Here is a 9,120-nt window from a genome sequence, read left to right on the forward strand (position 1 = left end):
GAGCGCGCAACACGCCATCTCGGCCTTCATCGCGGCCTTCATCTTCTCCATGGTGGCGCTCACCGCGCTGGGCCTGGGCTATTACGGCGGCTCCGGCCGCTTCGTGTTGCTGGCCTTCACCATCTACGTGCTGGGCTATCTGATCCTGGCCTTGCTGCGCTGGATCGACACCTTGTCCAAGCTCGGGCGCATGGCCCACACCATCACCACGGTAGAAAACGCGGCCTTGCCACCGCTGCGCCAATGGCAGCTGGAGCCGGCTCTGGGCGGCAGCCCCGACGCGCTGGTGGACGAGGGGCAAGGCGTGCGGGTGCATGGACCGCGCACCGGCTACCTGCAATACATCGACATCGCGAGCTTGCAGCGAGCGGCAGACGCCGCCGAAACCCTGCTGCATGTGCGCGTGCGCCCCGGCGACTTTGTGGCGCCGTCCACCGTGCTGGCCATCGTCGCCGGCAAGCCCGACCTGGATGCGGAGCAGATCAAGAAACTGGCCAGCGCCTTTGTGGTCGGGCGCGACCGCACCGAAGAACAGGACCCGCGTTTTGGTCTGGTCATCTTGAGCGAGATCGCACAGCGTGCGCTCTCGCCCGCCGTCAACGACCCCGGCACGGCGGTGCTGGTCACCGGTGTGATCGCCCGCTTGCTGATCGACGGCACGCAGGTGGACCCCGACCAGCCCGCGCCCGAGGTGCGCTACCCGCGTGTGACCGTGGTGCCGGTGGACGAACACGCTTTGCTGCGCGACGTGCTGGAGCCGATTGCCCGCGATGGCGCCCATTGCCTTGAGGTTGCGCTGGCGCTGCAAAAAATGCTGGCCATGGTGGCCGACAACACGCAGGGTGCCGTGCGCGCGGCGGCACAGCAAGAAGCCCAGGCCGCCATGGAACACGCCTTGCACGGTTTGCGGCTGGCGCGCGAACGCGAGACCTTGGCAGGATGGGCGAGCTGAAGCAAATGGCGCTCCTTGGTGCACAGGTGCGGGGGCGCAACGCGTGTGCAATCGGTCCAGCCGCCCATGGCTGTGCTGCCTGTCCAGCCCCAACCTGCGATAATCGCCCGGAATGGTTCAAAGCCCGTTGACTGTTCGTTCTGCGGGCTTTTTTCTTGCCTGTCACTTTTTCCCGCACCACCATGACTTCCGCTTTGCACACCTCTGCCCTGACATCCCTGCCCTTGCTTGCGCGTGGCAAGGTGCGCGACAACTACGCCGTGGGCGATGACCGCATCCTCATGGTGGCGTCCGACCGCATCAGCGCCTTTGACGTGATCATGGGCGAACCGATTCCCGGCAAGGGCAAGTTGCTGACCCAGCTCTCGCTCTACTGGTTCGAGCAGCTCGGCCCCAAGGGCTTGAACATCTGCCCCATCCACCTCACCGGCGACGCACCCGAGAGCGTGGTGAGCGAAAAGGAAGTGCCGCAGGTCGAAGGCCGATCCATGCTGGTGCAGCGCCTGAAACCGATCCCGGTCGAAGCCGTGGTGCGCGGCTACCTGGCCGGCAGCGGCTGGAAGGAATACCAGGACAACCAGGCGGTCTGTGGCGTGCCGTTGCCCGCCGGTTTGCAAAACGCCAGCCAGTTGCCCGAGCCGATCTACACCCCGGCGGCCAAGGCCGAGATGGGCGAGCACGACGAGAACATCACCTTCGAGAAAACCGTGCAGATGATCGGCCCGGCCCTGGCCGCACAGATCCGCGACGTGTCGATCGCGCTCTACAAAGCAGCAGCGGCCATGGCCTTGAAGAAGGGCATCATCATTGCCGACACCAAGTTCGAGTTCGGCCTGGACAAGGCGGGCACGCTGGTCTTGATGGACGAGGTGCTCACGCCCGATTCGTCGCGCTACTGGCCGGCCGAGAGCTATGTGGTCGGCGAGAACCCGCCCAGCTACGACAAGCAGTTTCTGCGCGACTGGCTGGAAACCGCCCAGGTCGGCGGCAAGCCCTGGGACAAGAGCCCACCTTCCCCGCGCCTGCCCAAAGAGGTGATCGAAAAGACCTCGGCCAAATACCAGGAAGCACTGACGCGGCTGATGGGCTAGGAGCCTGTCCAGTGAAGTCTTGAGATCCGTTCGGGCTGTGCTTGTCGAAGCCCTCCCCACCCTCAGGCGAACCCTTCGACTGACACAGGGCGAACGGTTGTTACTTCACCGGGCCGGATCTATAGGCGTGGAGGCCACCGCAGGCCGCCCGGACTTCACCACTCGGCAAAGCTGCCGTCTTTGTGGCGCCAGATCGGGTTGCGCCAGCGGTGCCCTTCGGCGGCGCGCTCGCGCACATAGGCTTCGTTGACTTCGATGCCCAGCCCGGGGCCGGTCGGAATGCGCACCATGCCGTCGCGGTACTCGAACACCTCGGGCTTGATCAGATAGTCCAGCAGGTCGTTGCCTTCGTTGTAGTGGATGCCCAGGCTTTGTTCCTGGATGAAGGCGTTGTAGCAGCCCGCGTCGATCTGCAGGTTGGCCGCCAGCGCGATGGGACCCAGCGGGCAGTGCAAGGCCAGGGCCACGTCGTAGGCCTCGGCCATGGAGGCGATCTTGCGCGTCTCGGTGATGCCGCCCGAATGCGAGGGATCGGGCTGGATGATGTCCACATAACCTTCGGACAGAATGCGTTTGAAGTCCCAGCGTGTGTACAGGCGCTCGCCCAGGGCGATCGGTGTGCTGGACATGTGGGCCAGCTCCTTCAGCGCTTCGTGGTTCTCGCTCAGCACCGGCTCTTCGATGAACATCAGCTTGTAGGGGTCCAGCTCCTTGAACAGCACCTTGGCCATGGGCTTGTGCACGCGCCCGTGAAAGTCCACGCCAATGCCCACGTGCGGGCCGACCGCTTCGCGCACGGCCGCCACGTTCTCGATGCAGCGTTCCACCTTGTCGAAGCTGTCGACAAACTGCAGCTCTTCGGTGCCGTTCATTTTCACGGCGGTGAAGCCGCGCGCGACCGCGTTTTGTGCGGCGGCGGCGGTGTCGCTGGGGCGGTCGCCACCGATCCAGCTGTAGACGCGGATGTGGTCGCGCACCTGGCCGCCCAGCAGCTCCGAGACCGATACGCCCAGCGCCTTGCCCTTGATGTCCCACAGCGCCTGGTCGATGCCGGCCAGCGCGCTCATGTGCACACCGCCGCCCCGGTAGAAACCACCCCGGTAGAGCACGGTCCAGTGGTCTTCGATGTGGCGCGGGTCTTTGCCCACGAGGTAGTCGGCCAGTTCTTCGACCATGGCGGCCACGGCGTGCGCGCGGCCTTCCAGCACCGGCTCGCCCCAGCCGACGATGCCTGCGTCGGTTTCGATCTTGAGGAAGCACCAGCGCGGTGGTACCAGGAATGTGGTCAGTCGGGTGATCTTCATGGTGTGTGGGTGGAAGCGGTGGAGGGTGTGCGGTTCAGGTCTGGGCGGCGGCGCGCCAGGCCTGGACGAAGGCGTTGGCGTGGCGCGCCACTTGTTCGGGTGTGTCGCCGGGGCGGTACAGGGCGGAGCCCAGCCCCAGGCCGGACGCCCCGGCCTTCACATAAGCGGCGACGGACTCGGGCGTGACGCCGCCCACCGGCACGATGCGCACCGGCGGCGTGAGCACCGCGCGCCAGGCCTTCAGGCCAGCGGGGCCCAGGGATTCGGCGGGAAACATCTTGAGCAGATCGGCGCCCGCCGCCAGCGCGGCGAAAGCCTCGGTGGGCGTGGCGACACCGGGTGCGCAAGCCAGGCCGCAGGCTTTGGCCGCGCGGATCACGGCCGCGTCGCTGTGCGGCATCACCACCAGTTCGCCACCCGCAGCGGCGATGCCGGCACACGCCTGGGCGTCGAGCACCGTGCCGGCGCCGATCAGGGCGTCGATGGGCAAGGCCTCGCGCAGCGCACGGATGCTGCGCAGCGGGTCGGGCGAATTCAGTGGCACTTCGATCAGGCGAAAACCGGCGTCGTAGAGCACGTGGCCGATGGCGCTGGCCTCTTCGGGTCGCACACCGCGCAGGATGGCAATGAGGCCGCATTGCGTCAGCGCTTGGTGGAGGGATTCGGATAGGGGCATCGCGGTGGTTTCAATAGAACGTGTTGAAGAAGGTGCTGAAGGTGCTGGCCGCTGCCTCACGCCAGCGCAGCGGCCCGGGCGATGCACCAAAGGCCCAGAGGGGTCGCTTCAGAGCGGATCTGGGGCGTGTCCAGGCCGTGCACTTCCAGAGCGGCGGCGTAGCGGCGGCACAGTTCGGGTTCGCCGCACAACAGCACCGGCAGACCGCCGTTCAACGCCGTGCGGGCCAGGGCCGCCACTTCGTGGCCGATCAGCAGGCCCGACAGGTAGTCGGGCTGCGCGGTGGCCGCCAGACGCCCGGTCAGCGCCAGGGTGCGGCAGCTGAACACGTTGGACAGCACGCCCAGGGCGCCATCGGGCGAGCGCGCCACGCGCAGGCCTTGGCTGAAGGCGGCGTCGTCGAACAGCGGCTGGCTGGCCATGGTGCGGCCCAGGATGGTGTGCTGGCGCAGCGCGGCGTAGATTTCGCCGGTCATGAAGGTGTGGAAGCGCGTGACCGCACCCGCTTCCACCAAGGCCCATTTGCTGTGGGTGCCGGGCAGGCCGATGAGCAGGCGCTCGTGCACCACCGCTTCGGCGGCCAGGCCTTGCAACACGCCCGCGATCTGGGTTTCTTCGCCGCGCATCACATTGGGCAGATCGCCCGCCTGGATCAGCCCTGGCACGATGTGCAGCGCCTGCTGGCCGGCACGCTGCACCACCGTGATGGCCCGGGCCAGGTCGGCTGGCTGGCTGGGCAGGGGTTGGTAGAGCGCCTCTTTCCAGCCCTGGGCGCTGCCCACCATGCCGCAGGCCAACAAGGGCACGCCTGGGTAGGCCTGCAGCCAGTCGCCGCAGATGCTTTGCAGCGCCTGCTCGAAACGGGCGGCGCGTGTGCCCGTTCCGTCCACCTCCGGCAGGTTCATGATGCCGTGCTCGCTGCGCCGCTGGTCCAGCACGCGGCCATGGGCACCGAGCGCGTAGGCGCGCAGCGAACTGGTGCCCCAGTCCAGGGCGATCAGCGCGGGGATGTCCAGGCGTGAGGATGGGCTCATGTCATCGATTCAAAAATGTGTCTGGAGCGCAGCGACACCGCTCAGAGCACCCGTGGAACCGGCTCTGCCGGGCCACAGGGTGCGTTCCCCCGCTGGGGGGAAGACGCAAAGCGGCGCAGGGGGGCATTTTTCACCGGCTCCAGCGCAGCACCAGCGGGTCGAGCCGGCGCGCGATGTCGATCAGGCCCCGGCGCACATCGGGTTGCATGGGCGGGAAGGGGTGGCGGCCGGCTTCGGAGGCGATCACGCCCCCTTCCTTCATCAAGGCCTTGGCGGTGAGGATGCCGCCCTGCCGGTTCTCGTGGTTGATCAGCGGCAGCCAGCGCTGGTACAGCTCAAAGGCGCGGTTGACGTGGCCATTGCGGTGCGCTTCGATGATGGGGCGGATGCCGTCGGGGAAGCCGCCACCGGTCATGGCGCCGGTGGCGCCGGCGTCCAGATCGGCCAACAGGGTGATGGCTTCTTCACCGTCCCAGGGGCCTTCGATGGCGTCACCACCCAGGCGGATCAGCTCGCGCAGTTTGCTGGCGGCGCCGGGCACCTCGATCTTGAAATAAGCCAGTTGCTCGATCTCTTGGGCCATGCGCGCGAGGAAGGGCGCCGAGAGCACGGTGCCGCTGGCTTGCGCATCCTGCACCATGATGGGAATGGTGATCGCGTCGGACACGCGCGCATAGAACTCGTGGATTTGCGCTTCGGGCACGCGGAAAGTGGCGCCGTGGTAGGGCGGCATCACCATCACCATGGCCGCGCCCAGGTCTTGCGCGCGGCGGCTGCGCTCGGCGCACACGCGGCTGCCGTAGTGCGTGGTGGTGACGATCACCGGCACACGACCCGCCACATGTTCCAGCGACAGACGGGTGAGCGTTTCGCGCTCGTCGTCGGACAGGGAGAACTGCTCGGAGAAATTGGCCAGGATGCACAGGCCATCCACCCCGGCATCGATCATGAAATCGAGGCAGCGCTTCTGGCTTTCCAGATCGAGCGTGCCGTCTTCGTGGAAGGTGGTGGGCACCACGGGGAAGATGCCGCGGTAGCGCGGCGTGCGGGCGGAAGAGGTCATGGTCAAGTCGGGTGGGTCAGGTGTTGGAGGATGGAAAAGAGCTCCGCATGCCCGGGCAAAACCCAGGGCTCCCGTGGAACCGCCCTTCGACAGGCTCAGGACGGGCCACTGGGAGCGCCCCCCGGAAAGGGGGAAGACGCGAAGCGGCGCAGGGGGTCGTCATCTCAATGCGAGTGGCGCGGCACGGCAGAGCCCCGGCAGCCCACCAGAAAGTCGAAATCGCAGCCTTGGTCGGCCTGCAGCACGTGGTCCACATACAGGCGCTGGTAGCCGCTGCGGTCCTCCTTGCCGGTGTCTCCCAGCGCCGCCAGGCGTTGCGCCAGTTCGGCGTCGCTGATGTCCAGGTGCAGCCGCCCCTGCTCGCAATCGAGTTCGATGAAGTCGCCATCGCGCACGGCGGCCAAGGGGCCACGGTCGGCGGCCTCGGGCGCCACGTGCAGCACCACGGTGCCGTAGGCGGTGCCGCTCATGCGGGCGTCGGAGATGCGCACCATGTCCTTCACGCCCTGGCGCAGCAGCTTGGGCGGCAGTCCCATATTGCCCACCTCGGCCATGCCGGGGTAGCCCTTGGGGCCGCAATTTTTCAGGACCATCACGCAGCTCGCGTCGATGTCCAGGTCTTCGTCCACGATGCGTTCCTTGTAGTGCTCCAGGTTCTCGAACACCACGGCGCGGCCCCGGTGTTTGAGCAGCTCGGGCGTTGCAGCAGAAGGCTTGAGCACGGCACCGCGTGGCGCCAGGTTGCCGCGCAAGATGCAGATGCCGCCATCGGCGATCAGCGGCTTGTCCAGCGGGCGGATCACCTCGTCGTTGTATTGCGGTGCTTCGCGCACGTTGTCCCACAGGCTGTTGCCGTTGACGGTCAGCGCATCCGGGTGTGGCAGCAGGCCGCTTTCGCCGAGCCGGCGCAGCACGGCGGGCAGGCCACCGGCGTAATAGAACTCTTCCATCAAAAAGCGGCCCGAGGGTTGCAGATCGACGATGGTCGGCGTGCCCTGGCCGATGCGGGTCCAGTCCTCCAGGTCGAGCGGCACGCCGATGCGGCCCGCGATGGCTTTCAGGTGGATCACCGCGTTGGTCGAGCCACCGATGGCGGCGTTGGTGCGGATCGCGTTCTCGAACGCTTCGCGCGTGAGGATCTTGGACAGCGTCAGGCCTTCGTGCGCCATCTCCACGATGCGCCGGCCCGACATGTGGGCCAGCACGTAGCGGCGCGCGTCCACCGCCGGAATGGCGGCGTTGTGCGGCAGCGAAGTGCCCAGCGCTTCGGCCATGCAGGCCATGGTGGAGGCCGTGCCCATGGTGTTGCAGGTGCCGGCCGAGCGTGACATGCCGCCTTCGGCGGCCAGGAACTGGTGCAGCTGGATTTCTCCGGCCTTGAGCGATTCGTGCAGCTGCCACACCGCCGTGCCGGAGCCAATGTCCTTGCCTTCGAGCTTGCCATTGAGCATGGGGCCGCCCGAGACCACGATGGCGGGCACGTCGCAACTGGCCGCGCCCATCAGCAGGGCCGGCGTGGTCTTGTCGCAGCCCACCAGCAGCACCACGGCGTCGATCGGGTTGCCGCGGATGGCCTCTTCCACGTCCATGCTGGCCAGGTTGCGCGTGAGCATGGCGGTGGGGCGCAGGTTGGACTCGCCGTTGGAGAACACCGGGAATTCAACCGGGAAACCACCGGCTTCGTAGATGCCGCGTTTGACGTGTTCGGCGATTTTTCGGAAGTGGGCGTTGCAGGGTGTGAGCTCCGACCAGGTGTTGCAGATGCCGATGACGGGGCGGCCGTCGAAGGCGTGGTCGGGGATGCCCTGGTTCTTCATCCAACTGCGGTACATGAAGCCGTTTTTGTCGGCACTGCCGAACCAGTCGGTGGAGCGGAGCTTGCGCTTGGGGGTTGTGGTCATGGTGGGTGGGGGTCAAAAAAACGGTCAGGACGGCTGGGCACTGCGGTGCGCCAGCAAGCGTTGCAGCAGGCAGAAAACGAACAGCAGCGCGCCGACGACGATGCGGGTCCACCAGGAGCTGAGCGAACCGTCGAAGGAAATCAGGGTCTGGATGATGCCCAGCATCAGCACGCCAAACAGGGAGCCGAACACGTAGCCCACGCCACCGCTGAGCAAGGTGCCGCCGATCACCACGGCGGCGATGGCATCGAGCTCCATGCCGGTGGCGTGCAGGCCATAACCCGAGAGCATGTAGAAGGTGAAGACCACGCCGGCCAGCGCGGAACAAAAGCCCGAGAGCGTGTACACGCCGATCAGCGTGCGGCGCACCGGCAAACCCATCAGCAGGGCCGACGCTTCGCTGCCGCCCACGGCATAGACCGCGCGGCCAAACGGTGTGCTGTGCGCAACGAACACCGCCGCCAGCAGCACGCCGATGGCGATCACCGCACCCAGCGAGAGCGAGGCGTCTTCCCACAACGGCAGGCGCCACTGGGCCAGCGTCGAATAGGCCTCGTTGGTGATGCTGATCGAGTCGATGCTGATGAGGTAACACAGACCGCGCGCCAGGAACATGCCGGCCAGGGTCACGATGAAGGGCTGCAGGCGGAAGCGTTCGATCAGAAAACCCATGAACGCACCGAAGGCCGTGCCCATGAGCAAGACCAGCGGGATCGCCGCCAGCGGGCTCCAGCCCCGGTGCTCCACCAGGGTGGCCAGCACCATGGTGGAGAGCGCCACGACCGACCCCACCGACAAGTCGATGCCGCCGGTGAGGATCACGAAGGTCATGCCCACCGCGACGATGATGAGAAAGGCGTTGTCGATCAGCAGATTGAGAAACACCTGGGCCGAGAAGAAGCCGGTGTACAACACCGAGCCCATGGTCGCCATGGCCAGGAACAAGGAGATGGTGGCGGCCAGCGGCAGGTACTTGGGGTTCAACCACGAACGCGGTGTCTCGGTCTGCGCAGCGGCAGACGCGGTGGTGGCCTCGAACACGGGCTGAACGGCGCTCACGACCGGGCTCCCTGCGTGCCCGGTCGGCGCACCCAGACCC

General features: G+C 66.7%; 8 protein-coding genes. 2 read left to right on the forward strand and 6 right to left on the reverse strand.

All coding sequences use genetic code 11. The annotated features are described in order from the left end of the window. Together ABYB95_RS11260 and ABYB95_RS11265 are read left to right on the forward strand one after the other, a co-directional pair. The coding region (locus tag ABYB95_RS11260; protein ID WP_372658614.1) for a DUF2254 domain-containing protein at nucleotides 1–952 on the forward strand (952 nt) is incomplete at its 5' end. Between the two features lie 182 nt (nucleotides 953–1,134). Further along, complete coding sequence (locus ABYB95_RS11265) at nucleotides 1,135–2,043, forward strand: phosphoribosylaminoimidazolesuccinocarboxamide synthase (protein ID WP_372658616.1); 909 nt, start codon at nucleotides 1,135–1,137, stop codon at nucleotides 2,041–2,043. Between the two features lie 155 nt (nucleotides 2,044–2,198). Here ABYB95_RS11265 and dgoD read toward each other — a convergent pair whose 3' ends face one another. From dgoD to yjfF, 6 genes are all read right to left on the reverse strand, one after another. Then, complete coding sequence (dgoD, locus tag ABYB95_RS11270; protein WP_372658617.1) at nucleotides 2,199–3,347, reverse strand: galactonate dehydratase; 1,149 nt, start codon at nucleotides 3,345–3,347, stop codon at nucleotides 2,199–2,201. A 34-nt stretch (nucleotides 3,348–3,381) separates the two neighbouring features. After that, nucleotides 3,382–4,023, reverse strand: coding sequence for a 2-dehydro-3-deoxy-6-phosphogalactonate aldolase (locus ABYB95_RS11275; RefSeq protein WP_372658618.1), 642 nt, complete (start codon nucleotides 4,021–4,023; stop codon nucleotides 3,382–3,384). A 56-nt stretch (nucleotides 4,024–4,079) separates the two neighbouring features. After that, the gene (locus tag ABYB95_RS11280) at nucleotides 4,080–5,057 is read right to left on the reverse strand and encodes a 2-dehydro-3-deoxygalactonokinase (protein WP_372658619.1); all 978 of its coding nucleotides are present in this window, start codon (nucleotides 5,055–5,057) and stop codon (nucleotides 4,080–4,082) included. A 130-nt stretch (nucleotides 5,058–5,187) separates the two neighbouring features. Then, complete coding sequence (locus tag ABYB95_RS11285) at nucleotides 5,188–6,120, reverse strand: dihydrodipicolinate synthase family protein (RefSeq protein ID WP_372658620.1); 933 nt, start codon at nucleotides 6,118–6,120, stop codon at nucleotides 5,188–5,190. 164 nt (nucleotides 6,121–6,284) lie between these two features. Beyond that, complete coding sequence (locus tag ABYB95_RS11290) at nucleotides 6,285–8,021, reverse strand: IlvD/Edd family dehydratase (protein WP_372658622.1); 1,737 nt, start codon at nucleotides 8,019–8,021, stop codon at nucleotides 6,285–6,287. A gap of 24 nt (nucleotides 8,022–8,045) precedes the next feature. Continuing rightward, nucleotides 8,046–9,062 carry a galactofuranose ABC transporter, permease protein YjfF gene (gene yjfF / locus ABYB95_RS11295; protein ID WP_372658623.1) on the reverse strand — a complete coding sequence of 339 codons (1,017 nt, stop codon included), beginning with the start codon at nucleotides 9,060–9,062 and terminating at the stop codon, nucleotides 8,046–8,048. Between the last annotated feature and the right edge of the window lie 58 nt (nucleotides 9,063–9,120).

Source organism: Hydrogenophaga sp. (assembly GCF_041633695.1).
In the GTDB taxonomy this organism is placed as follows: domain Bacteria; phylum Pseudomonadota; class Gammaproteobacteria; order Burkholderiales; family Burkholderiaceae_C; genus Hydrogenophaga.

Bases quoted from the DNA above. Each gene is read 5' to 3' on its own strand.
- ABYB95_RS11265 (WP_372658616.1), top strand. From the start codon at position 1,135: ATGACTTCCGCTTTGCACACCTCTGCCCTGACATCCCTGCCCTTGCTT.
- dgoD (WP_372658617.1), bottom strand. From the start codon at position 3,347: ATGAAGATCACCCGACTGACCACATTCCTGGTACCACCGCGCTGGTGC.
- ABYB95_RS11275 (WP_372658618.1), bottom strand. From the start codon at position 4,023: ATGCCCCTATCCGAATCCCTCCACCAAGCGCTGACGCAATGCGGCCTC.
- ABYB95_RS11280 (WP_372658619.1), bottom strand. From the start codon at position 5,057: ATGAGCCCATCCTCACGCCTGGACATCCCCGCGCTGATCGCCCTGGAC.
- ABYB95_RS11285 (WP_372658620.1), bottom strand. From the start codon at position 6,120: ATGACCTCTTCCGCCCGCACGCCGCGCTACCGCGGCATCTTCCCCGTG.
- ABYB95_RS11290 (WP_372658622.1), bottom strand. From the start codon at position 8,021: ATGACCACAACCCCCAAGCGCAAGCTCCGCTCCACCGACTGGTTCGGC.